This is a genomic window from Helicobacter pylori (assembly GCA_008032955.1).
GTDB classification, from domain to species: domain Bacteria; phylum Campylobacterota; class Campylobacteria; order Campylobacterales; family Helicobacteraceae; genus Helicobacter; species Helicobacter pylori_DC.
In genome coordinates this window covers 1,573,256-1,596,995 of sequence record CP032046.1, presented here as the reverse complement: position 1 = coordinate 1,596,995, position 23,740 = coordinate 1,573,256, and the positions used below count along the sequence as shown (strand labels likewise).

Genomic DNA, 23,740 nt, shown 5'->3' with positions numbered 1-23,740 from the left:
GGCTTTTGATTTTTTATGGTAGCGTTATTTGGTAATAAAAGAGAACCTTTTTAAAAGCTTAAGCTCCCTAAAGTAAGGTAAAACTAACAAATGGAGGTTAAAACGTGCAATAAAACTCCAAAGAGCCGACTTTTTTAATCGTAATTTGCTTATGGTTTAATAAAGTTTCTAAATGCTTAAAAGCGTTAGGATCCAGTATTAGGGGGGCTTCTTCTGCGCTTAAAGGGCGCCTGGAAATTAAAGCGAGCAATTCGTCCGCATCGCAAGAAATCAATTTTTTAGCTTGAGTAATGGATCGTTTAGGCAAACTCACGCAAAGCCCTTCAAAAAACAAAGAGCATTTTAACAATTCATCTTCGCTCAATTTTGGGGCTTTAAAGCTTGAGGGTCTGTCTATGGTGCTTAAATCCACTCTGGCTATATTGATTTGTTTTAAAAAGGCAGCGATGAGTTTTAAGTTGTTCGCGCTATCATTCACGCCCTTAATTAACAGCACTTCAGCCACCAGTTGCCCCTGATAGATTTGAGAAAAGCGCAAAATCCCCTCTAAAATCTTGTTAATGTCTTTGGAATAAGGCTTATCCACTCTTTCAAAGGCTTTCAAATCAATAGCGTCTAAAGAAAATTTAACGATGTCAAATTCCTTTAAGGCTTGTTGGACTTTTGGCTCATAAAAGAGCGATCCGTTGCTTAAAATCAAAGTTTTAACGCCCTTTAAAAAAGGCTTAATGCTTTGGATAAGCTCTAATAAATGAGGGTATAGCGTGGGTTCGCCATTAGCGGTAATGGTTAAAACATCAATGGGGGTAGCAAGGTTGTTTAGGGCGTTTTGAATGGCGTTAATCAAGGTTTCCACTTTGATCACTTCTTCCATGCGTTCAATGGGCTTGGCTTTACCCAACTCGCAATAAATGCAATTGTAATTGCATTGTTTTTTAGAGGGCGATAGATCCACGCCCAAAGACTTCCCAAAACGCCTAGATAAAATAGGCCCAAAAACGATAGGCGGATTTTCTTTAGCCATTATCTTCCTCTAAAAACACGCGCTCTTTGCATTTAATGCATTCATGCACCTTTTTTTTGCGATAGATTCTTTCACTCATTAAATAATGGCATTTCTCGCAACGCTTGTTGATGGGCTTATGGTTGGATAAAAAATTGCATTTAGGGTAATTGTTACAGCCATAAAACGAGCCTTTCTTACTCCTTTTTAAGGCAATATCCCCTCCGCATTCTGGGCATTTCACGCCTTCTATTGTTTCTTTGGCGTTAGGGGTGTTTTTTAACGATTTGGTGTTTTTGCATTCAGGGTAGTTGTTGCAAGCTAAAAACGCCCCGTTTCTGCTGAATTTTTGCACCATTTCCCCTCCGCATTTTTCGCACAATTCTTGCTTGGCTCCATCATTGGCGTTTTCAGTTTGTTTGACGTATTTGCATTTAGGGTAATTGTTGCAAGCGATAAACTCCCCATAACGGCTATTCTTTTTTACTAATTCCCCCCGCATTTAGGGCATGATTGGCCGGTTTTTTCATGCACTTTTTGAGAGGTGATATTCTTTTTCCCAGCTTCAATTTTATCCATAAAAGGGTAGTAAAAGTCCTTTAAGACTTGTTGGTAGTCGGCTTTATTTTGAGCGATATTGTCCAGTTCCTCTTCTAAAGAAGCGCTGAATTTGGAATCCACGATTTCTTCAAAATGCTTTTCTAAAATTTCTATCACCTTAAAAGCGCTCTCTAAAGCGCTGATTTGCTTTTTTTCTACCTTGATGTAGTCTCTGTTTTGTAAAAGAGAAATCGTTGGGGCGTAGGTGCTGGGCCTGCCTATGCCTAAACTTTCTAAAACTTTAATCAAGCTCGCTTCTGAATAGCGTGCTGGAGGTTCTGTAACATGGGCGTTGCTCTCTAGTTTTTCTAATTTAATGGGGTCATTTTCTTTCAAATTGGGGAGCAATTTGTCCTTATCGTCATTGCCTAAAATTTTATAATAGCCATCAAAAAGGAGTTTTCTGCCACTCGCTTTAAACTCGCCTTTTTCGCAAGCCACAACCACGCTTTGGCTTTCAAAAAGAGCGTCTTGCATTTGAGAAGCTAAGAAGCGTTTGTAAATTAAAGTATAGAGCTTTAATTCTTCAGGCTTAAGGTAGTCTTTTAAAGCGTTTGGCTCTAAAATAATAGAAGTGGGTCTGATCGCTTCATGGGCTTCTTGGGCGTTTTTATTCTTGCTGGAATAGACTTTGGCTTTAGGGGGTAAGTAGTCTTTGCCATAGTCTTTTAAAATCTTGTTCCTCGCTTCTTCTAAAGCTTCTTTAGCGATATTCAAGCTATCGGTCCTCATGTAAGTGATCACGCCCATAACGCCTTGTGGGGTGGCTACGCCTTCATATAACTTTTGAGCGATACTCATGGTTTTTGTGGGCGAAAAGCCTAAAAGGCTGGAAGCGCTTTGCTGTAAAGTGGAAGTCATAAAAGGGGGCGGTGTGGGGGATTTTTTAGATTTTTTAACGATACTAGAAATAAAATAACTTTCTTTTTCTAATTCGTTTTTAATCTCTTGGGCTTTTTTTTCATCAACAATTTCTTGGGCTTTGAGTTTGTTACCCTTATAGCTGATGAGTTGCGCTTCTAAATGCGACTCAAAATAAGCGTCTAGCGTGAAGTAGGTTAAAGGTTTAAAGGCTTTGATCTCTCTCTCCCTATCAACCACAAGCTTTAATGCAGCACTCTGTACCCGCCCAGCGCTCAAACCTTTAGTGATTTTTGATGAAATCAACGAGCTGAGCTTAAAACCCACGATTCGATCTAAAAAGCGTCTGGCTTGTTGGGCATTGACCTTAGACATGTCAATTTTTCGTGGGGTTTTTAGAGCGTTTAAAATCGCATTTTGCGTGATCTCATGAAAAACAATCCTAGGATAGCTCTCCAATTTCCCCCCAATCAAACATGCCACATGATAGCCTATCGCTTCCCCCTCTCTGTCTTCATCGGTAGCGATATAAGTAATAGATGCTTTTTTAGAAAGCTCTATGATCTGTTTGACAAGCTCTTTATGGTCTTTATCCACGACATAATTAGGAGTGAAGCCTGTTTCATCAATCTTAATGCCTAAAGCGAATTTGGATAAATCCCTAACATGCCCTTTAGAGGCGATGACTTCGTAATTTTTATCCAAAAAATTTTTAATGGTTTTGGCTTTTGCTGGGGATTCTACGATAATAAGGTGCTTCATTGAACGCCTTTAATGGAATGTTTATACCTATTAATGAATGATTGTAGCATAGAATTTTGACTAAACGATTCATTAAACCATAAAAACCATAACAGCGCTAAAAATCAAAGAGTTGGAACACCCTTTGCTTGATTAAAAGCAAATATCTATGCAAAGGATGCAAACATGAGTTTTAGGATAAATACCAATATCGCCGCTTTAACTTCTCATGCGGTAGGGGTTCAAAACAACAGAGACCTTTCAAGCTCGCTTGAAAAGTTAAGCTCAGGGCTTAGGATCAATAAAGCCGCTGACGATTCTAGTGGGATGGCGATCGCTGATAGCTTAAGGAGTCAAAGCGCGAATTTGGGTCAAGCGATCCGCAACGCTAATGACGCTATTGGTATGGTTCAAACCGCTGATAAAGCGATGGATGAGCAAATCAAAATCTTAGACACCATTAAAACCAAAGCCGTTCAAGCCGCTCAAGATGGGCAAACTTTAGAAAGCCGAAGAGCGCTCCAGAGCGATATTCAAAGGTTGTTAGAAGAACTGGACAATATCGCTAACACCACAAGCTTTAACGGCCAACAAATGCTTTCAGGAAGTTTTTCTAACAAAGAATTTCAAATTGGCGCGTATTCTAACACCACGGTTAAAGCGTCTATTGGCTCAACAAGCTCAGATAAGATTGGGCATGTACGCATGGAAACCTCTTCTTTTAGCGGTGCAGGCATGCTCGCTAGTGCGGCGGCGCAAAACTTGACTGAAGTGGGATTGAATTTCAAACAAGTCAATGGCGTGAATGATTATAAGATTGAAACCGTGCGTATTTCTACAAGCGCTGGCACAGGGATTGGGGCGTTAAGCGAAATCATCAATCGTTTTTCTAACACTTTAGGCGTTAGGGCGTCTTATAACGTCATGGCTACCGGCGGCACTCCCGTGCAATCAGGAACTGTTAGGGAGCTTACCATTAATGGCGTAGAAATTGGGACCGTGAATGATGTGCATAAAAACGACGCTGATGGGAGGTTGACTAACGCCATTAACTCCGTCAAAGACAGGACCGGCGTGGAAGCGAGCTTGGATATTCAAGGGCGCATTAATTTGCACTCCATTGATGGGCGTGCGATTTCAGTGCATGCGGCGAGCGCGAGCGGTCAGGTTTTTGGGGGAGGGAATTTTGCAGGGATTTCTGGGACACAGCATGCGGTGATTGGGCGCTTAACCTTAACTAGAACCGACGCCAGAGATATCATTGTGAGCGGTGTGAACTTTAGCCATGTGGGCTTTCATTCCGCTCAAGGGGTGGCAGAATACACCGTGAATTTGAGAGCGGTTAGGGGTATTTTTGATGCGAATGTGGCTTCAGCAGCTGGAGCGAACGCTAATGGTGCACAAGCAGAGACCAATTCTCAAGGTATAGGGGCTGGGGTAACAAGCCTTAAAGGGGCGATGATTGTGATGGATATGGCGGATTCTGCACGCACACAATTAGACAAGATCCGCTCGGATATGGGTTCGGTGCAAATGGAATTGGTTACCACCATTAATAATATTTCTGTAACCCAAGTGAATGTTAAAGCGGCTGAATCTCAAATCAGAGATGTGGATTTTGCTGAAGAGAGCGCGAACTTTTCTAAATACAATATTTTGGCACAAAGCGGGAGTTTTGCTATGGCGCAAGCGAATGCGGTGCAACAAAATGTCTTAAGGCTTTTACAATAACAGCCCTTTTAATTCAAAGGGGCGTTAGCCCTTTTTATCAGTTATTTTTATAAGTTGGAATGATGGATATTTATCAAAAAAACCTACAAGCTCTTTTCAAAAAAGACCCTCTCTTATTCGCAAAGCTCAAAGCCATTAAAGAAAACAAAAAATACGAAGTGTTTTTAGGGAATGATAGCGCGAATTTCAACCTCTTAGATAAAGAAACAAACACGCCCTTATTTGAAAAAAGCCCGCTAGATTCAAGCTTAGAGCTATACAAAAATAGCGAAATTTACATGCTTTATCCTTATTTGTATTATTTTGGCTTGGGTAATGGGGTGTTTTATCGCTTGCTTTTAGGCAATGAAAATTTAAAACGCTTGGTGGTCATTGAGCCTGAAATAGAAATTATTTTCATTGTGTTGAATCTTTTGGATTTTTCCACTGAGATTTTAGAAAATCGTTTGATTTTATTGCATGCAAGTTTTTGCAATTACAACATGATCGCTTCATTGTTTGATATGGATAAAAAGTCTCGTTTATACGCAAGAATGTATGATTTAAAACTTTTTAACGCTTATTATGAACGATATTCTAGTCAAATGATAGAAATCAACCAGCATTTCACGCGCGCTTTAGAGCATGGCGCTATTAGCGTGGGCAATGACGCTAAAGACGCACTCATAGGCATCAAACAGCATGCCGCTAATTTGCCTGAAGTCATCAAAAGCCCTAGTTTAGTGGATTTTGTGAACGCTTTGAAAAACAGAGACACCGCTATTATTGTTTCAACCGGGCCCAGTTTGAACAAGCAGCTCCCCCTTTTAAAAGAAATCGCTCCTTACGCAACGCTTTTTTGCATAGACGCTTCTTTCCCTATTTTGGCTAAAGCCGGTATCAAGCCTGATATTGTGCTGTCTTTAGAAAGGGTGGATTTAACGGCGAAATTTTACGAAGAAACCCCCTTAGATTTTCAAGAAGGCGTTATTTTTGCTCTGACTTCCATTGTGCATAAACGATTGATTCAAGCGATTAAAAAGGGGGTTAAGCAATTCAGCTTCCGCCCCTTTGGTTATACCAACCTTTTTGATTTGCACCAGTATGGTTATGTGGGCATAGGCATGAGCGCAGCGAACATGGCGTATGAATTAGTGGTGCATTCTCGTTTCAAAAGGTGCGTGTTTATCGGGCAAGATTTGAGCTTTTCACAAAGCGGTAACAGCCACGCTAGTGGGGCGATTTATGGCGATAGAGAGATCAAGCCTAAAAAAGATAAAGACAAGATTTTTATAGAAAAATACGGAGGTAATGGGGAAGTAGAGACCACTTTAGTGTGGAAACTTTTCTTAGAATTTTTTGAAAAAGATATTTTCAACACGCCCTATAAACTAGAAGTCATTAACGCTACTGAAGGGGGGGCTAGGATTAAAGGGACTAAAGAAATGCCTTTTAAAGAAGTGTGCGAAAAAATAGATAAGTCCAAGCCAAAGCCTCCTATCAATCTTATTTATCCCACCCAATCAGAGCAAGATAAAAATTTAAAGATCGCCAAGCAAAAATGCGAAGAGATCATCAAATACGCCAATGAGAAAAAAACGCAAGTTGAAGAAGCGTTTTTAAAGGTGGCAGAATTTTTAGAAAAAGTGGAAAAGCTTCATGAAGAAAAAAAATTAGAAGAGTTGGATTTTGAAGAATTAGAAAATTTGAGCGCTGAAATTGATAATGTTAAAGAGCTTTTTGATGACAAGCGATTCAGTTCGTATTTTATGGATGCGATACAATCTTACATCTTCCACCAGGAATTGCATATCGCTGAAATCGTGTGTAAAAAAACGAGTAATGAAGACGGATTAAGGGCTAAGCAATTAGAATACATTTACGCGCACAAATACTGGCTTTTCAGTTTAGCGGGTGGGATGGATTGCGTGATAGAAGCGATCAAAATGGCTTTGAAAGAATGGTAAAACACCCCTTTTAAGCGTATGTGTCCAAGCTGGAATAAATTTCAGGGACATTTTCACCATCAGCAAGATTTTTCTCAACTTGGGATCTGTCTTTGATTGTGCCGTCGTTATTGATAGCGTTTAAAGCTTGTAATCGGTCAAAATCAGGGGCGTTTTGCGTATTATCTTGGCTGAAACCATCTTGAATATTGCTTTGTTGTAAATCCTGCTCTGCTTGATTCCTGTCCTTTATGGTTGCGTCATTATTGATATTGTTCAAGGTTTGGAGTTGCGTGAAATTAGGGGTGTAATGGGTGTTGATGGTCATGTTTTATCCTTTTTAGCTTTTTACACGCTCAATCGTGGATCATCATTATAGCAATAATCCATTAAATCGCCCAATCGTAAAACTTTGCATGAGTTTTCAATCAAATCAAAAACTTCCATGAGTTTAGAAAGCTCTCTGTGGTAGGCAAAAATCCCACATCCCTTAATGAAAACAAAATATTTTTTGCTCTCTTGCAGTTGGCGTAAGATTTCTGTATCCGCTCTTTCTTGCCAGCTGTCATAGTCTTTGGGGTTAAAAATGGAAATTTCTTCGCCCAAAGAACGATACCCTAAATAATCCCTAGGGAGCAATCGGTTGTGGCGCAAGGAATACGCCAAACTATAAGGAGGGCGCACGTAAGCGATGAATTTAGCGTCCAAAAACTCCCGATACACGCTCGCATGAATGGGCGAATCCAGGCTCGCTTCTTTCCAGCGGTAATCTATCTTGTCATGCAAAACCAGTAAGGTGTTTTCATTCAATTGATCAAAAACAGCGTTTCTTTTATTGATCACAAACTGATTTGCGCCAATGCGTGCTGAAATGGAGCCTTGATAAAGCCCAAAAAAACCCTTTCTAAACATGGATAATGAAATGCTTTGGAGCGAATGAATCAGATTGCTGTCAATGCCTCTTGTGTGTGTGTTCATGTTTAGCATGATAACAAGTTTTTTTAATAAAAGGTATTAGTTGCCCAACAGATCTAAATTAAATCAATTCTATAAAAAATCCTAATTTAATGCTAGTAAATAAATTTAGTGATATAGACTAAACTTTAAAGAAAAATCGGTTAATTTTTATCACTTTTTCAAAACAAGTGATAGATTATTAACTTTTTGCGCTATAATGCGAGGGTTCTTTCATCAAGAATGGTGATTGACGAGATTTTTCAAATAATGATGTTAAGAAGAATTAAAGTAGGTTCTAATTTGAATAAAAAAGAGAGTTTGTTAGATGCGTTTGTTAAAACCTATCTGCAGATTTTAGAACCCATTAGCTCTAAGCGCTTGAAAGAGTTGGCAAACTTGAAAATATCTTGCGCGACGATCAGGAATTATTTTCAAATCCTTTCTAAAGAAGGCATGCTTTATCAAGCCCATTCTAGCGGCGCTAGATTGCCCACTTTTAAGGCGTTTGAAAACTATTGGCACAAGTCGTTGCGCTTTGAAGTTTTAAAGGTGAATGAAAAACGCTTAAAAAGCGCGAGTGAAAATTTTGGGCTTTTTACGCTGTTAAAAAAACCCAGTTTGGAGCGTTTAGAAAGAGTCATTGAATGCGAAAAACGCTTTTTGATTTTGGATTTTTTGGCGTTTTCTTGCACGGTGGGTTACAGCGTTAAAATGGAGAAATTTTTATTAGAGCTTGTGGGCAGAAGCGTTAAAGAAGTGCGCTTAATCGCTGCTTCTGTCAATGCGTTGAGTTTAGCCAAGCAATTAGAGCGTTTGGAGTATTCCAGCGCACAAATGACACGCTTTAATCTGATGGGGTTAAAAACGCTTTTAAACAGCCCTTTATTTTTTGACATTTTAGAGGGTAAGGTTTTGGAGCGTTTCAAAAAAGGGTTGCATTTTATAGAGCCTGATTGCATGCTAGTAACACGCCCTATAGAATTTCAAAACAAACGAATGCAACTGCTTTGCGTGGGGAAACTAGAATGCGATTATGAAGGGTTTTTTCAAACCATTTCTAAGGAGAAATAATGAAAGATGAACACAACCAAGAACACGATCATTTAAGCCAAGAAGAGCTAGAATCTTGCGAAAAGGCTTGCGCTTGCAAAGAACAACAAGGTGAAGAAATGCAAGAAGCGAGCAAAAAAGAATGCGAGATTAAGGAAGATTTTGAGCTTAAATACCAAGAAATGCACGAAAAATACTTAAGAGTGCATGCGGATTTTGAAAATGTGAAAAAGCGCTTAGAAAGAGATAAGAGCATGGCGTTAGAGTATGCGTATGAAAAAATCGCATTGGATCTATTGCCAGTGATTGATGCGCTTCTTGGGGCTCATAGAAGTGCAGCTGAAGTGGATAAAGAGAGCGCTTTAACCAAGGGCTTGGAGCTTACGATGGAAAAGTTGCATGAAGTTTTGGCAAGGCATGGCATTGAGGGGATTGAATGCTTAGAAGAATTTGATCCCAATTTCCACAATGCGATCATGCAAGTCAAAAGCGAAGAAAAAGAAAACGGGAAAATCGTGCAAGTTTTGCAACAAGGCTACAAGTATAAGGGTAGGGTTTTGAGGCCGGCAATGGTGAGTATTGCTAAAAACGATTAAAAACATTTATTTTAAAAGAAAGGATAACACATGGGAAAAGTTATTGGAATTGATTTAGGGACAACCAACTCCGCAATGGCGGTTTATGAAGGCAATGAAGCAAAGATTATTGCTAATAAAGAGGGTAAAAACACCACTCCTTCTGTTGTAGCCTTTACGGATAAGGGCGAGATTTTAGTGGGCGAGAGTGCGAAAAGACAAGCGGTAACCAATCCAGAAAAAACCATTTATTCTATTAAAAGAATCATGGGCTTGATGTTTAATGAAGATAAGGCTAAAGAAGCCGAAAAACGCTTGCCTTATAAGATTGTGGATAGGAATGGGGCTTGTGCGATTGAGATTTCGGGTAAAGTTTATACCCCTCAAGAGATTTCAGCCAAAATTTTAATGAAGCTCAAAGAAGACGCTGAAAGTTATTTAGGCGAGAGCGTTACTGAAGCGGTTATCACGGTTCCGGCTTATTTTAACGACAGCCAAAGGAAAGCGACTAAAGAAGCCGGCACGATTGCAGGGCTTAATGTTTTAAGGATCATCAATGAGCCTACAAGCGCGGCGTTAGCTTATGGCTTGGATAAAAAAGAGAGCGAAAAAATCATGGTTTATGATTTGGGTGGGGGGACTTTTGATGTTACCGTTTTAGAAACAGGCGATAATGTTGTAGAAGTTTTAGCCACAGGGGGCGATGCGTTCTTAGGGGGCGATGATTTTGACAATCGTGTGATTGACTTCTTAGCGAGTGAGTTTAAAAGCGAAACGGGCATTGAGATTAAAAACGATGTGATGGCGTTGCAACGCTTGAAAGAAGCCGCTGAAAACGCTAAAAAAGAGTTGAGCTCTGCGATGGAAACTGAAATCAATTTGCCTTTTATCACCGCAGACGCTACCGGGCCTAAACACTTGGTGAAAAAACTCACTAGGGCTAAATTTGAAAGCCTGACAGAAGATCTAGTGGAAGAAACGATTTCTAAAATTGAAAACGTGATCAAAGACGCAGGGCTAACCAAAAATGAGATTTCAGAAGTGGTGATGGTGGGCGGCTCCACTCGTATCCCTAAAGTCCAAGAAAGGGTGAAAGCTTTTATCAACAAAGATTTGAATAAAAGCGTCAATCCTGATGAAGTCGTAGCGGTGGGCGCGAGCATTCAAGGGGGCGTGTTAAAAGGCGATGTGAAAGATGTGCTTTTATTAGATGTTACGCCTTTAAGCCTTGGGATTGAAACTTTAGGGGGCGTGATGACTAAAGTGATTGATAGAGGCACGACTATCCCGGCGAAAAAATCTCAAGTGTTCTCAACCGCTGAAGACAACCAGCCCGCTGTGTCCATTATGGTTTTACAGGGTGAAAGGGAATTGGCAAGGGATAATAAATCGTTGGGTAAATTTGATTTGCAAGGCATCGCGCCCGCTCCAAGAGGCATGCCGCAAATTGAAGTAACCTTTGATATTGACGCTAACGGGATTTTAACCGTGTCAGCGCAAGATAAAAATACCGGTAAAAGCCAAGAGATTAAAATTTCTGGCTCTAGCGGGTTGTCTGATAGCGAAATTGAAAAAATGGTTAAAGACGCTGAATTGCACAAAGAAGAAGACGCTAGGAAAAAAGAAGTGATTGAAGCGAGAAACCATGCCGATAGTTTGGCGCACCAAACCCAAAAGAGCCTTGATGAGCATAAAACGAATTTGAATGAAAACGACGCTAACGAGATCCAAAACGCCATTAACGCCCTTAAAGAGTGCGTCAAAAACGATAACGCTACTAAAGCTGAACTTGAAGACAAGACAAAAGCGTTAGCGCAAGCGGCTCAAAAATTAGGCGAAGCGATGGCGAATAAAAACAACGCCGAGCAACCCAAGAAAAAAGACGATGATGTGATTGATGCGGAAGTGGAGTAAAAACGCTTTTAAAACTTCTTTCAAGCGAGCGGTTTTAATCAAAACCTGCTTGCTTTTCTCATTTTCATCAATGGGATACTGATTACAAAATCTAACAAACACTCAAAGCGTTTTTTAATCCAAATATCAAAACTTGATTGTAACCAAACGATAGCTTTTTTAAGGTTTAGCTTAAAAGCGTTGGTGGGATTTTAGGAAAATCCCTTATGAGAGAGTTCTTTTTGGTATGGGGGGTGTTTTAATGGCTTGTGCTAGATGGCTCTAACTCAAAACACGCAGTGGGGATTTGATTAAATTCGTTAGCAAAGCGTAAAAAATCGTTGGTAATGCTTTCAAGATCGGCTTCTAAATCGTCATAGCTCTCTTGGTAGTATGTGTCTCCATTAGGATCAATGATCTCGTCATACGCTTGGCATTTTTGAAGCTCTTTTTCCTCATCTTGCTCTGTGGATCGACCTATGCGAAGATAAAACTTTTCTGCATCGTTGCACCAACAGTAAGCAAACCAAAGGTAAAAACCTTTTTTTGGGGTTGGTTTCTCACCATTGACAAACCCTTCCCCTAAAATATCCTGACGGCAAAAGGCGATGGATGGCTCATGGGATAAATACCCATAGCCAAGACTGATTTTGCACGCATAACCCCATGGCACTAAAAACTTGTTCAGCCTGTTTTGGCATGAAGCGTATTCTGGTATCTTTGGGGTTTTGCTTGTTTGTCTCCTTTCTTGCACTTTAACATCAATTGACTCTACAAACTCTTTTAACAAGTCTTGGAACGCTTTTCTTTGCTTTTCATTCCATTCTATCGTTTTCATTGAAAGCTCCTTGATCGTTAATAAGCCAACATTTTACCCTAAATCTTAATCCATTTAACGAGTTTAGGCATAATCGCTAAAGTTGAGTTATTGTTATTTTTATTATTAGGAGGAATAATGATCCTTACCGCAATGCAAGACGCCATAGGCCGCACTCCCATTTTTAAATTCACTAACAAGGATTACCCCATTCCCATAAATTCCGTCATTTACGCCAAGCTAGAGCATCTAAACCCAGGAGGGAGCGTTAAAGATCGCTTAGGCCAATACCTTATAGAAGAAGGGTTTAAAACAGGCAAAATCACTTCTAAAACAACCATTATTGAGCCTACTGCAGGCAATACCGGCATCGCTCTAGCCTTAGTGGCGATCAAGCACCATCTCAAAACCATCTTTGTTGTCCCGGAAAAATTCAGCGCAGAAAAACAGCAAATCATGAGGGCTTTGGGGGCTTTAGTAATTAACACGCCTACTAGCGAGGGGATTTCTGGCGCCATTAAAAAAAGTAAAGAGTTAGCCGAAAGTATCCCTAATAGCTATTTGCCCTTGCAATTTGAAAACCCTGATAATCCCGCAGCCTACTACCACACCCTAGCCCCTGAGATTGTCCAAGAATTAGGCACAAATTTTACGAGCTTTGTAGCTGGGATAGGGAGTGGAGGCACTTTTGCAGGCACAGCTAGGTATTTGAAAGAACGCATTCCTAATATTCGCTTGATTGGGGTGGAGCCGGAGGGTTCTATTTTGAATGGGGGCGAGCCTGGGCCTCATGAGATTGAGGGCATTGGCGTGGAGTTTATCCCTCCTTTTTTTGCAAACTTGGATATTGATGGCTTTGAAACGATCTCAGATGAAGAGGGTTTTAGCTACACTAGGAAGTTAGCCAAGAAAAACGGCTTATTAGTGGGGAGCTCTAGCGGGGCAGCTTTTGCGGCAGCGCTGAAAGAAGTGCAACGCCTCCCCGAAGGCAGCCAGGTTTTAACCATTTTCCCGGATGTTGCCGATCGTTATCTTTCTAAAGGTATTTATTTATAAATTCATCAAAAGGAAAAACCATGCGCATGCAAACCAAATTAATCCATGGGGGCATTAGCGAGGACGCGACAACGGGGGCGGTGAGCGTGCCTATTTATCAAACTTCCACCTATCGCCAAGACGCCATAGGCCGCCACAAGGGCTATGAATACTCTCGCTCAGGCAACCCCACGCGCTTTGCTTTAGAAGAACTCATCGCCGATTTAGAAGGGGGGTTAAGGGGTTTGCTTTTGCCTCTGGACTAGCCGGGATCCACGCCGTTTTTTCTCTCTTGCAATCAGGCGATCATGTGTTATTAGGCGATGATGTTTATGGGGGGACTTTCCGCTTGTTTAATAAAGTGCTTGTCAAAAACGGGCTTTCTTGCACCATTATAGACACTAGCGATCTATCCCAAATCAAAAAGGCTATCAAGCAAAACACCAAAGCTCTTTATTTAGAAACCCCTAGTAACCCCTTGCTTAAAATCACCGATTTAGCGCAATGCGCTAGTGTCGCTAAAGATCATGGTTTGCTCACTATCGTGGATAACACCTTTGCCACCCCCTATTATCAAAACCCGCTTCTTTTAGGGGCAGACATTGTGGTGCATAGCGGCACAAAATACTTAGGCGGGCATAGCGATGTGGTCGCCGGGCTTGTAACCACCAATAATGAAGCGCTAGCCCAAGAGATCGCTTTTTTCCAAAACGCTATCGGTGGGGTTTTAGGCCCTCAAGACAGCTGGCTGTTGCAAAGAGGGATTAAAACGCTAGCATTACGCATGCAAGCCCATCAAGAAAACGCTCTTTGCGTGGCTGAGTTTTTAGAAAAACACCCTAAAGTAGAAAAGGTTTATTACCCGGGCCTTCCCACTCACCCTAATTACGAGCTAGCCAAAGCCCAGATGCGTGGCTTTAGCGGGATGCTCTCTTTCACCCTCAAAAATGACAGCGGAGCGGTTGCTTTTGTAGAAAGCCTTAAATTATTCATTTTAGGCGAAAGTTTGGGCGGGGTGGAAAGTTTGGTGGGGATTCCAGCGTTTATGACCCATGCGTGTATCCCTAAAGAACAACGAGAAGCTGCAGGGATTAGAGATGGCTTGGTGCGCTTGTCTGTAGGGATTGAGCATGAACAGGATCTGTTAGAAGATTTAGAGCAAGCGTTCGCTAAAATAAGCTAAAGTTTTTATTGTAATCTATAAACTAAAGGAGTTAAAAACATGAAAATGAATGTAGAGAGTTTCAATTTGGATCACACCAAAGTCAAAGCCCCTTATGTGCGTGTCGCTGATCGCAAAAAGGGCGCTAATGGGGATGTGATTGTCAAATACGATGTGCGCTTCAAGCAACCCAACCAAGATCACATGGACATGCCTAGCCTACACTCTTTAGAGCATTTAGTCGCTGAAATTATCCGCAACCATGCCAATTATGTCGTGGATTGGTCGCCTATGGGTTGCCAAACGGGATTTTATCTCACGGTGTTAAACCATGACAATTACACAGAGATTTTAGAGGTTTTAGAAAAGACGATGCAAGACGTGCTAAAGGCTAAAGAAGTGCCTGCCAGCAATGAAAAGCAATGCGGTTGGGCGGCTAACCACACTTTAGAGGGTGCTAAGAATTTAGCGCGTGCTTTTTTAGACAAACGCGCTGAATGGTCTGAAGTGGGGGTTTAAGGGGTTGTTTTGGGGGGATTATTTTAAAACGCTCCCCTATTCTCTTATAAGTTTTACCAATCTTACCAATCTTACCCATAGGCGTTAAATTCTAGCAGGAATCATCGCATCAGCGTTAATATTATGTAAAAATTATCGTTATGAATCTCTTTTATGGAAGGATTTCAATGAGAAAGTTAATTTTAGTCATCTTTTTAACGCTGGTGCTTTCAATATCTGCAAAAGAAGTCAAAATCGTGTTTTTAGAAACTTCAGACATTCACGGACGGCTTTTTTCGTATGATTATGCGATTGGCGAGCAAAAACCCAATAACGGCTTGACAAGGATTGCGACTTTAATCAAAAAGCAAAGGGCTGAGAATAAAAACGTGGTTTTGATTGACAGCGGGGATTTGTTGCAGGGTAATAGCGCGGAGTTGTTTAACGATGAGCCTGTTCACCCGCTAGTTAGAGCCGAAAACGATTTGAAATTTGATATTCGTGTGCTTGGGAATCACGAGTTTAATTTCAGTAAAGATTTTTTAGAAAAGAATATTAAGGGATTTAATGGCGGTGTCGTGAATGCGAATATTATCAAAATTGCGGACAATAAGCCGTTTGTGAAGCCTTATATTATTAAAAAAATTGATGGCGTGAGGGTGGCAATTGTGGGGTATGTGGTGCCACACATCCCCACTTGGGAGGCTTCTACGCCTGAACATTTTGCGGGCTTAGAGTTTTTGGACGCTGAAGAAGCGTTAAAAAAGACCTTAAAAGAGCTAAAAGGGAAGTATGATATTTTGATTGGCGCTTTTCATTTGGGGCGAGAAGATGAGAAAGGTGGCGATGGAGTCCCTGATCTGGCGAAAAAATTCCCGCAATTTGACATCATTTTTGCAGGGCATGAGCATGCGGTTTATAACACCAAAATAGGAAAGGTGCACACCATTGAGCCTGGAGCGTATGGGGCTTATCTGGCAAAAGGCGTGGTAATATTTGACACCAAAACGAAGAAAAAAATCGTAACGACTGAAAACCTATCCACAAAAGGCGTGCCCGAAGATGAAGAATTAGCGAAAAAATACGAATATGTGGATAAAAAATCAAAAGAATACGCTAATGAAGTGGTCGGCGAAGTGACAAAAACCTTTATTGACAGGCCTGATTTTATCACAGGAGAAGAAAAAATCACCACGATGCCCACCGCCGCATTGCAAGAAACACCGGTGATAGAATTGATTAATAAAGTGCAAAAATATTATGCAAAAGCCGATGTTTCAGCGGCAGCCTTATTCAATTTTGGCACCAATTTGAAAAAAGGGCCTTTCAAAAGAAAAGATGTCGCCTATATTTACAAGTTCGCTAATACGCTCATTGGAGTGAAAATAACGGGTGAAAATCTGTTGAAATACATGGAATGGTCGTATCAATTTTACAATCAGTTGCAACCAGGAGATTTGACGATCAGTTTTAATGAAAATATTCGCGGTTATAACTTTGATATGTTTTCTGGCGTGAAATACCAAGTTGATGTTACAAAACCCGCCGGATCAAGGATTATTAATCCGACAATCAACAACAAACCCATTGACCCCAAAGCGGTCTATAAATTAGCGATCAACAATTACCGATTTGGGACATTATCCAAGACATTAAATTTGGTTACAGACGCTAATAGGTATTATAATTCTTACGATGAATTGCAAGATAACGGGCAAATACGAGATTTAATCATCAAATACATCACAGAAGAAAAAGGCGGGAAGGTAACCCCTGAACTGGAACATAACTGGGAAATCATCAACTACGATTTCAAAAACCCGTTGCTGGAAAAATTGAGAGAAAAATTAAAAGAGGGGAGCATTAAAATCCCCACTTCAAAAGACGGGAGGACTTTGAACATAAGATCCATTAAAGAGAGTGAAGTTAAATAAGATTTTTTATTTTTATTATTTTATTTTTAAGCCTAACTTAAGAAAGGGTGTTCTATAATTCTAGATTGTTGGCTTTTCACTTTTTTCAGCGGTTTTCAAACAACCGGATTTTTAATCTTGTTTTGCGCCACTCATTTTTCGGGGGGGGGGGGGGTGCATTTGGAGGCTGAACTCTCAAATTAGGGTTTGACTTAAAAATGATTGATAGGAGATAAATGATGTTTGCTTCGTTGGGGACTCGTATTATGCTGGTCGTGTTAGCCGCTCTTTTGGGTTTAGGGGGGCTTTTTATTGGTTTTGTAAAGGTTATGCAAAAAGATGTGTTAGCGCAACTCATGGAGCATTTAGAAACCGAGCAATACAAGAAGCGTGAAAAAACGCTCGCTTACATGACAAAACTTCTTGAACAGGGCATTTATGAGTATTACAAAAATTTTGACAATGCCACTGCAAGAAAAATGGCGCTAGATTATTTTAAACGCATTAACGACGATAAGGGCATGATTTATATGGTGGTGGTGGATAAAAATGGGATAGTATTGTTTGATCCGGTCAATCCTAAAACCGTAGGCCAATCAGGACTTGACGCTCAGAGCGTTGATGGGGTGTATTATGTTAGGGGTATTTGGAGGCGGCTAAAAAAGGGGGAGGCTACACTTATTATAAAATGCCTAAATATGATGGAGGCGTGCCGGAGAAAAAATTCGCCTACTCGCATTATGATGAAGTGTCTCAAATGGTGATTGCAACGACTTCTTATTACACTGACATTAACACAGAAAATAAAGCGATCACAGAAGGCGTAGATAAGGTTTTTAATGAAAACACCACGAAATTATTCCTTTGGATACTGACAGCGACGATAGCGTTAGTGGTTTTGGTGCTCATATACGCTAAATTAAGGATCGTGAAACGCATTGATGAACTGGTCCTTAAAATCAACGCTTTCAGCCATGGGGATAAGGATTTGAGGACCAAAATTGATGTGGATGATCGCAACGATGAAATCTCGCAAGTGGGCCGTGGGGTCAATTTGTTTGTGGAGAACGCCCGCTTGATTATGGAAGAGATTAAAGGGATTTCCACCCTCAATAAAACTTCAATGGATAAATTAGTCCAAATCGTGCAAGAAACCCAAAAGGGCATGAAAAATTCATCAACCACTCTAGATTCCGTAAAAAATAAAGCCACTGATATAGCGAGCATGATGAATGCTTCCATAGAGCAGTCTCAAAGGTTAAGGAAGCGTTTGATTGAAACGCAAGCGCTTGTCAAAGAGAGCAAGGAAGCGATTGGGGATTTATTTTCTCAAATCACAGAGAGCGCGCACACTGAAGAGGAACTCTCTAGCAAAGTGGAGCAACTAAGCCGTAACGCTGATGATGTCAAATCCATTTTGGATATTATCAATGATATTGCCGATCAAACCAATCTATTAGCCCTAAACGCCGCTATTGAAGCCGCAAGGGCCGGCGAGCATGGCAGAGGCTTTGCGGTGGTGGCTGATGAAGTTAGGAATTTAGCCGGGCGCACTCAAAAGTCTTTAGCCGAAATCAATTCCACTATCATGGTGATTGTCCAAGAAATCAATGCCGTAAGCTCGCAAATGAATCTCAATTCGCAAAAAATGGAGCACTTGAGCGATATGAGTAAAAGCGTGCAAGAAACTTATGAAAAAATGAGTTCTAATTTAAGCTCAGTCGTGCAAGATAGCAATCAAAGCATGGACGATTACGCCAAATCCGGACACCAAATTGAAGCTATGGTAAGCGATTTTGTGGAAGTGGAAAAAGTGGTTTCTGAGACTTTAGCCGATTCTTCAGATATTTTAAACATCGCTACGCATGTGAGCGAAACGACCATGAGTTTAGACAAACAAGTGAATTTGTTTAAAACTTAATCAGGGGGAGTTGATTAAAAAAGGGTTGGATTGTTAAAAGTTTCTGTGATCACGGCATGTTTTAATAGCGAAAAAACCATTGAAGACACCATTCTTTCCGTGCTTCATCAAACTTATAAAAACATTGAATACATCATTATAGACGGGGCTAGCGCGGATAACACTTTAGGAATCATTCAAAAATACAGGGATCAAATCGCTTGCGTGGTGAGTGAAAAAGATAAGGGCATTTATGACGCCATGAATAAGGGTATAAGGCGTTCTAGTGGGGATATTATCGCTTTATTGAACAGCGATGATTTTTATATTGATGAGTTTGTGATAGAAAAAGTGGTGCATGAGTTTGAAAAAAAGCATTGCGATAGCGTGTATGCGGATCTGGTTTTTGTCAAACCCAATCGTTTAGAAAAAGTGGTCCGTTATTATGAAAGTGGGGAGTTTAGCCCTAAAACCTTGCTTTATGGCGTGGTGCCAGTGCACCCCACGCTCTTTGTCAAAAAAGCCATTCATGAACGCTATGGGCTATACAAAACCGATTATAAGATTTCAGCGGATTTTGAGATGATTATCCGCTTGTTTGTGGTGCAAAAAATAAGCTTTTCTTACTTGAAAGAAGCGTTAGTGGTGATGCGCACCGGGGGGTTAGCACGAATGGGTTTAAAAGCCTTTTATTAAGGAATAAAGAAAACATAAGAGCATGTAAAGAAAACGGCATTCAAGCGAATGTTTTTTCCATGCTTTTAAAATACCCTAGGAAAGTGATGGGCTTATTTAAAAGGGGGAAAGGGGGGATTAAAACGAAACGATTAAAGAAAGATTAGCGTTAAATCGTGGCTTGAATCTTTCTTGATGGTTGTTGTAGGTGTAAAAAACATTCCTCACTAAGGGTATTTCAATCCCTAATTGCAAGGACAAATAGCCGATAAAATCCACGATAAAACCAAAGCGGAAAGGGGCTTGGAAAAAGGTTTTCTTGGTTCTGGGAATGATGGTTGTGATCGCACCGGTTTTAATCGTATCCACTAATAGCACCCCTTGCTCTAAAGCGATTCCCAAATAACTCCTAAAGCGATAGGTTTTTTTATCCACAAAAATCCAAGAAAAATCTAACGCGCCTCCGTAATTTTGCACCATTAGGATTTGAGGCTGAGAGAGCGAAACAGAATGGAAATAGTTATAGACGCTAAAGATTCTAAAACCGACTTTAGGGTGGTTTCTTAAAAAATGCTCCAAGCCCGTAGCGGTATTAAACCCTATGCTATTAGCTACAAGAGTCAAGGTTTGATTAGAAGTTGAAAAAGTGGCTTGCGAATAGTTGTATCCAAAAATGAAAAAGAATTTAAGGCTTTTTTCTAAAGCCCTTTTTAAGATTTGCTGGTTTTTGTCTAGGATTCGCTGTTTTTCATTGTTTTTATCAATAGTTAGGGGTTTAGGTTTGTCGTCTTCATTCTTGTTTTTAAAATTTTCCAAGAATTGAGACCAAGTGATCTCTTTAGCTTCTAAAAAGAGTAAATTCAACGATAAAAAGAGATAAACACTAAATAGAGTTTTCAAATACAGCCTTAAACTTTTTACGGCTATTGTGCCTAATTATCTTAAATTAACTTTAAATTACTTGCATGTTTTGACTGAATACAACTCCTACTTACACGCAACGCTATATTTTAAAATACAATCTATTGAGATTTTGTTCCCATCAAGTATGGATAACTAAAACCAACTTTAATGATTTTTCATTACGAGAATTTATCGCTCCATTAAAGTTTAGCTTAGAGCAAATAAAACACCTTTTCTTCTTGAAAAATGCTTTTAATTTCTACAAAAAGGGTTTTTTCTATGCGTTCTTCTAGCACGATAATAGGGTTAATGCTCTCGCTCCCGCTCACTAACGCCCTTAAAGACAACTCTTCTTCATAATTCAAGGGGTTAAGGTTTAACTCTTTTAAATTATCGTAGTTTTTTGCCATAAGGGTATTAAGGCCTTCTAAAGTTAAAAACAGGGTTTCATCTCTTTGGCTATAGCCCACTAGAGCGCTTAAACGCTGAGAAAAAACCCATCTTAAATCGTTGATCCTAACCTTAGCCTTGCTTTTAGAGCGCGCTAGAATGTAGCAATTCAAGGGGTTTGAATTTTTAGAAAGCCACACGCCCCCATTGAATAAGCGGTAAGTTGCGATCGTTTTTTGGGCTAAAAAAGGCTTATTAGCGTCCTTTTTAGCCGCTTCTAATGTTCTAAAAACTTGTGTCCTTTCTTCAATACTTGCGGGTAAAATCTGGCGTTTTAAGGGCGAGTAAAGCTCAAAGGGGCTTCTGTTTTGGGATTCTTTTTGGATTTTTAAAGCGAATTGGCAACCGCAATAATTTTGCCTGTAAAGCTCGTTTTCTCTCGCCAAAGCTTGCAAATTCAAATCCAACTCGCTCTTAAAATGTTCAAAGTTATCGTTTCTAAACACAACAAATTCCAAATTGTGCCTTTGCGCGATGTGTTGCCCCTTAGCGATGAGTTGATTTGGGTCTTTTTTAGGGCTTGTGAGTAAGGTGGTGGTGAATCTTTCTTCCCCTAATTCAAAGGCTTTCAAAGCGCTCGCTTCTAATCGCAAGTCAAAGCATTCAAAACAGCGCTCGCTTTTTTCCCCTAACAATTCCTTACCCTTAGCTTTGTCTAAAAATTTTTCTAATTCATAATCGCCTTCAATGAGTTCAATTTCTAGCATCTCGCAAGTGCGTTTCACGTCTTCTAAACGCAACAAATATTCGCTATAAGGGTGGATATTGGGGTTATAAAAAAACCCTACAATTTTTTCACCCACAAAAGCCTCTTTAGCCTTTTTTAAAAAATACAGGTTATCCACCGAGCAACAAATATGAATGAGCATTAAAACTGCTTTTTATTCACATCTTCTAAAATATCGTTAGAAACTTTGTCAATTTCTTGACTGATTTCTAACGAATCGCTAGCGATTTTTAGATTGCCCTCAGTAACCGATCTTAAGGCTTCAATAGAAGCGTTGATCTCTTCTACTTCTTTAACCTGGTTTTTAATGCTTTCGCTCGTGTCTGAAATGCTTTGAACTAAAATATTGATATTGGCTTCAATTTCGCTGAGGGATTTTTGCGTCCTTTCAGCGAGTTTCCTCACCTCATCAGCCACCACCGCAAAGCCTCTGCCATGCTCGCCAGCCCTTGCGGCTTCAATAGCGGCATTTAAGGCTAATAGATTCGTTTGATCAGCAATATCTCTAATGATTTCTACAATGCTTTTAATGTCTTGCCCTTGCTCAATCATGGCTTCACTTTGAGAGCTCACGCCTTGAATGGAAGTGGTGATATTTTCTATCGTTTTGGAAGTTTCCATCAAGCTTTTGTGTTGGGAATTGGAAGCCTTTTCTAAATTTTGCACGCATTCTTTTAAACTCGTGCTATCGTTCGCCAAATCTTTGGCAAAATTAGACGAAGTTTCTAGCATTTTTTGGATTTCTTGCCCTAAAGCGTTAGTAACCAATTCCACCCTACCTGAAGCGTTTTGGATCCGGCCTCTAAAATCCAAGCCAGAATAGCTTTCAAAGATTTTGAAAATGCTTGGCATGTGAGTCCCCACGCTTTCTTGCAAATAATCCATGATCCCATTTAGCGCGTCTCTCAATTCTTTCAAATCAGGGCTTGCGGGCTCAGCCGTGATGCGCACCGCAAAATTCCCTGCTTTCACGTCTGAAACCACTTTAATGGTGTCTTGGACGGCTTGCCTGTCTTCTTGCATGGTTTTTTGGGTTTGCAAGATATTTTTATTGATCGCTGTTTGCATGCGGCCTAATTCGTCATTAGATTTCGCTTCAACCAATTTAATACCGCTGGAATTGGCTTGATTGTTCAATAATTTGAAGAAATGAGATAAGGTGCTAGAAACGACTTCCAAACGATTGCTCACAATCGCTCGCATCAAGAGAGTGATCGCTATAATCAAGGCTAACACCATGATAGCGCTCGCCACGATCACCATAAAACGCACCGAGCCTACTTGTTCATAGACCTTGTCTTTTTCAATGATTAAAGCGATCATCCAATTAAGATTGTCTTTACTTTCTGTTTTGCCTAGCATTTTAAAGGTTTCAACGGCTAAAAAATTTTCCTTATGGCTAAAGGGATCCAGGTATTCTAAAGTCGCTTTAGAGCCGTTTTCTAAAATAGTTAGCACTTCGTTGGTGGCTTTAGGCACGCTCTTATAAATTTCTGCGATAGATTTGTCTTGCAAACTCTTATTCGCGCTCAAAAGCACTTTACCCTTAACGCCAATTAAAAACAAATCGCTCCTGTTTTTAGTGATTTCATTGCTGAAGCTGTCAATAGAAAGGAAAATCATCAAAGCCCCTACAGCCTCTTGAGTGTTTTCCTTGAATAGTGGTAAAAGAACATCAACCCCATAAACTTCCGCCCCGTTAGGCATTTTCCTATAATAAGGCAAGCTTTTAGAAATTTCTTTATTTTTCATCGTTTTTTGCACTAAAGGGTTATTCCCCAATGACGGATTTTCCACCAACTTAATCGTATCGTTATCCCTTAAAAGCGTTAATCTTAAATCTTCTCTGTCTTTAAAAAACATGTTCACCCCAGCAACATGCGAATTGGCTAAAATGAAGTTTTTTAACAAGTAGATTTTGATTTCTCTTTTGGTGTCTTTAGGGAGCATTTCTTTGACAATGCCCATGCTCGTATAAGTGTTTTCCAAAACCCCTTGCACTTCCTTAACCTTGAAATGCAAACTATCTTGCATAGAATGCAGAGCGCTTTCTTTTAAAATCTCTTTCACCCTGCTGTTTAAGGACACCCCTAAAATGCTCACGCACACGATCACAATCAACGCCACGCACAATATGATTTTATTACCGATACTCAAACCTTTAGGCAAAACACAACCTTACTATGATGAAATTTTTTGCCCATTTGCGGCAAAATTTTAAACCGCATTATAGTATTATAAGCATAAATCAAAAATTAAATTGGATTAAAAAGACAATCAATCATTCTCATCAAAAACCATTTAAGGTTGCATTCGCTCTTTTA

At 40.1% G+C, this 23,740-nt stretch carries 15 protein-coding genes and 4 pseudogenes; 11 read left to right on the top strand and 8 right to left on the bottom strand.

The window, feature by feature from the left end:
• Positions 1–97: 97 nt before the first annotated feature.
• Both D2C72_07815 and D2C72_07810 read right to left on the bottom strand, forming a co-directional pair.
• Positions 98–1,024: a radical SAM protein gene (locus D2C72_07815; GenBank protein ID QEF44108.1), complete on the bottom strand. Its 927-nt coding sequence runs from the start codon at positions 1,022–1,024 to the stop codon at positions 98–100.
• A pseudogene (locus D2C72_07810) lies at positions 1,017–3,226 on the bottom strand (type I DNA topoisomerase). Before D2C72_07810 ends, D2C72_07815 begins: the two are co-directional and overlap by 8 nt.
• Positions 3,227–3,391: 165 nt before the next feature.
• On the opposite strand from D2C72_07810, the gene D2C72_07805 reads away from it, so the two are divergent.
• Together D2C72_07805 and D2C72_07800 are read left to right on the top strand one after the other, a co-directional pair.
• A complete protein-coding gene (locus D2C72_07805; protein QEF44107.1) occupies positions 3,392–4,936 on the top strand; it encodes a flagellin B in 1,545 nt (514 codons plus the stop codon).
• A 59-nt stretch (positions 4,937–4,995) separates the two neighbouring features.
• Positions 4,996–6,882 carry a DUF115 domain-containing protein gene (locus D2C72_07800; protein ID QEF44106.1) on the top strand — a complete coding sequence of 629 codons (1,887 nt, stop codon included), beginning with the start codon at positions 4,996–4,998 and terminating at the stop codon, positions 6,880–6,882.
• 10 nt (positions 6,883–6,892) lie between these two features.
• On the opposite strand, the gene D2C72_07795 is transcribed toward D2C72_07800, so the two are convergent.
• Positions 6,893–7,189 carry a hypothetical protein gene (locus D2C72_07795; GenBank protein QEF44105.1) on the bottom strand — a complete coding sequence of 99 codons (297 nt, stop codon included), beginning with the start codon at positions 7,187–7,189 and terminating at the stop codon, positions 6,893–6,895.
• A gap of 20 nt (positions 7,190–7,209) precedes the next feature.
• The gene (locus D2C72_07790; GenBank protein QEF44104.1) at positions 7,210–7,848 is read right to left on the bottom strand and encodes a hypothetical protein; all 639 of its coding nucleotides are present in this window, start codon (positions 7,846–7,848) and stop codon (positions 7,210–7,212) included.
• A 210-nt stretch (positions 7,849–8,058) separates the two neighbouring features.
• Here D2C72_07790 and D2C72_07785 point away from each other — a divergent pair, with 210 nt between their 5' ends.
• The 3 genes from D2C72_07785 to dnaK are packed head-to-tail and all read left to right on the top strand — an operon-like array spanning position 8,059 to position 11,357.
• Positions 8,059–8,889, top strand: a complete 831-nt coding sequence (locus D2C72_07785) for an HrcA family transcriptional regulator (protein QEF44103.1) — start codon at positions 8,059–8,061, stop codon at positions 8,887–8,889.
• A complete protein-coding gene (gene grpE / locus D2C72_07780) occupies positions 8,889–9,464 on the top strand; it encodes a nucleotide exchange factor GrpE (GenBank protein ID QEF44102.1) in 576 nt (191 codons plus the stop codon). Before D2C72_07785 ends, grpE begins: the two co-directional genes overlap by 1 nt.
• Positions 9,465–9,494: 30 nt before the next feature.
• Positions 9,495–11,357 (top strand): molecular chaperone DnaK, encoded by a 1,863-nt coding sequence (gene dnaK / locus D2C72_07775; protein ID QEF44101.1) that lies wholly within the window; start codon positions 9,495–9,497, stop codon positions 11,355–11,357.
• 238 nt (positions 11,358–11,595) lie between these two features.
• Here the strand turns inward: dnaK and D2C72_07770 are convergent, their stop codons facing one another.
• Positions 11,596–12,174: a hypothetical protein gene (locus D2C72_07770; protein QEF44100.1), complete on the bottom strand. Its 579-nt coding sequence runs from the start codon at positions 12,172–12,174 to the stop codon at positions 11,596–11,598.
• 114 nt (positions 12,175–12,288) lie between these two features.
• On the opposite strand from D2C72_07770, the gene D2C72_07765 reads away from it, so the two are divergent.
• The 6 genes and pseudogenes from D2C72_07765 to D2C72_07740 all read left to right on the top strand — a co-directional run bounded on the left by D2C72_07765 (position 12,289) and on the right by D2C72_07740 (position 19,503).
• Positions 12,289–13,209: a cysteine synthase family protein gene (locus D2C72_07765; GenBank protein QEF44208.1), complete on the top strand. Its 921-nt coding sequence runs from the start codon at positions 12,289–12,291 to the stop codon at positions 13,207–13,209.
• Positions 13,210–13,229: 20 nt separating this feature from the next.
• Positions 13,230–14,371: pseudogene (locus D2C72_07760) on the top strand (cystathionine gamma-synthase).
• 45 nt (positions 14,372–14,416) lie between these two features.
• Positions 14,417–14,869 carry an S-ribosylhomocysteine lyase gene (locus D2C72_07755; protein QEF44207.1) on the top strand — a complete coding sequence of 151 codons (453 nt, stop codon included), beginning with the start codon at positions 14,417–14,419 and terminating at the stop codon, positions 14,867–14,869.
• A 167-nt stretch (positions 14,870–15,036) separates the two neighbouring features.
• Positions 15,037–16,782, top strand: coding sequence for a bifunctional metallophosphatase/5'-nucleotidase (locus D2C72_07750; protein ID QEF44099.1), 1,746 nt, complete (start codon positions 15,037–15,039; stop codon positions 16,780–16,782).
• Between the two features lie 215 nt (positions 16,783–16,997).
• A pseudogene (locus D2C72_07745) lies at positions 16,998–18,682 on the top strand (HAMP domain-containing protein).
• Between the two features lie 30 nt (positions 18,683–18,712).
• Positions 18,713–19,503, top strand: a pseudogene (locus D2C72_07740) (glycosyltransferase).
• On the opposite strand, the gene D2C72_07735 reads toward D2C72_07740, so the two are convergent.
• From D2C72_07735 to D2C72_07725, 3 genes are all read right to left on the bottom strand, one after another.
• Positions 19,475–20,236, bottom strand: coding sequence for an outer membrane beta-barrel protein (locus D2C72_07735; GenBank protein QEF44098.1), 762 nt, complete (start codon positions 20,234–20,236; stop codon positions 19,475–19,477). The pseudogene D2C72_07740 and the gene D2C72_07735 overlap by 29 nt on opposite strands.
• 215 nt (positions 20,237–20,451) lie before the next feature.
• The gene (locus tag D2C72_07730; GenBank protein ID QEF44097.1) at positions 20,452–21,558 is read right to left on the bottom strand and encodes a hypothetical protein; all 1,107 of its coding nucleotides are present in this window, start codon (positions 21,556–21,558) and stop codon (positions 20,452–20,454) included.
• Entirely contained in the window at positions 21,558–23,585 is a 2,028-nt protein-coding gene (locus D2C72_07725) for a methyl-accepting chemotaxis protein (GenBank protein ID QEF44096.1), read from the bottom strand. Before D2C72_07725 ends, D2C72_07730 begins: the two co-directional genes overlap by 1 nt.
• Positions 23,586–23,740: the final 155 nt, after the last annotated feature.